This is a genomic window from Oleiphilus sp. HI0125 (assembly GCF_001635355.1).
On the sequence record NZ_LWGF01001193.1, the window covers coordinates 1 to 1062 of the forward strand.

2 protein-coding genes are annotated in these 1062 nt (G+C 43.8%); one reads left to right on the plus strand and one right to left on the minus strand.

Annotated features, from left to right (window positions below):
- Positions 1-506 (minus strand): dihydroxy-acid dehydratase (locus A3762_RS20590; RefSeq protein WP_197469450.1); only part of this gene is annotated, 506 nt, incomplete at its 3' end.
- A gap of 192 nt (positions 507-698) precedes the next feature.
- On the opposite strand from A3762_RS20590, the gene A3762_RS20595 reads away from it, so the two are divergent.
- On the plus strand, positions 699-1062 hold a 364-nt coding region (locus tag A3762_RS20595), incomplete at its 3' end, for an LON peptidase substrate-binding domain-containing protein (RefSeq protein ID WP_197469451.1).

Consider the following 1062-nt stretch of genomic DNA (forward strand, 5'->3'; position numbering starts at 1 on the left):
GCGATAACCATCGCGTCGACAAGATCGAGTTTATGTTCACTCAATTTTGTCTTACCCGCTTCCATTGGGCCACCTGAAACAAATACAACAGGAATGTTTAAGCGCAAGGCTGCCATGAGCATTCCGGGTGTGATTTTGTCGCAGTTTGAAATACACACTAATGCGTCTGCGCAGTGCGCGTTTGCCATGTATTCGACAGAGTCGGCGATTATCTCACGTGAGGGTAAGCTGTAAAGCATGCCATCATGCCCCATAGCAATACCATCATCGACCGCGATGGTATTGAATTCTTTTGCAACGCCACCCGCTTTTTCAATTTGGCGTGCGACGAGTTGCCCCATGTCTTTCAAATGAACATGTCCTGGGACAAATTGTGTAAATGAGTTTGCTATCGCGATAATTGGCTTTTCAAAGTCTTCTGTTGTCATACCAGTTGCGCGCCATAAAGCACGTGCACCTGCCATGTTACGACCATGAGTTGAAGTCTTGGAACGATAAGTTGGCATGTTTAATTTCTCGTCTTTAAGTAATGTATCTACACAAAAAAATTTCGAGCAAGCTTACCAGAAAACCTGCAGTGTCCACAGTAGATAGACACTTAGAAAGGCATAAAAGTGACTAAGATCTTATTCGCTTGCAGATCTGTGCGGAGATCACCTATTCTGCTCAGAAATATTCGATGAATTTAGGAGTAAAAAGTGAAGGTTGTTGTGTTTCCGCTAGAAGCAATGCTTTGTCCGAGAGGACGTGTGTCAGTGCGCGTGTTTGAAGCCCAATACCTTGATGCCATAAAAGATTGTATGAAAAACGATTTGCCTCTGGTTTCAGTGGCAATTAATCCTCAAGCAAAAGGAGGAGTCGATCTACCATTTTATCGTCAAGGCTGTTTGGCGAAAGTTGTTGATTTTGACTTGGATGATGATGGTGTTTTAGCGGTTGTTTTAGAAGGTGTGGAAAGTGTTTTGTTCACGCAAACTTATCGCACTGATAAGAAACTCTGGTATGCCGATTGTGAGCCTGTATCTGCATCGACCCATAGCGATGAGCGTTCTCAGCATTTGC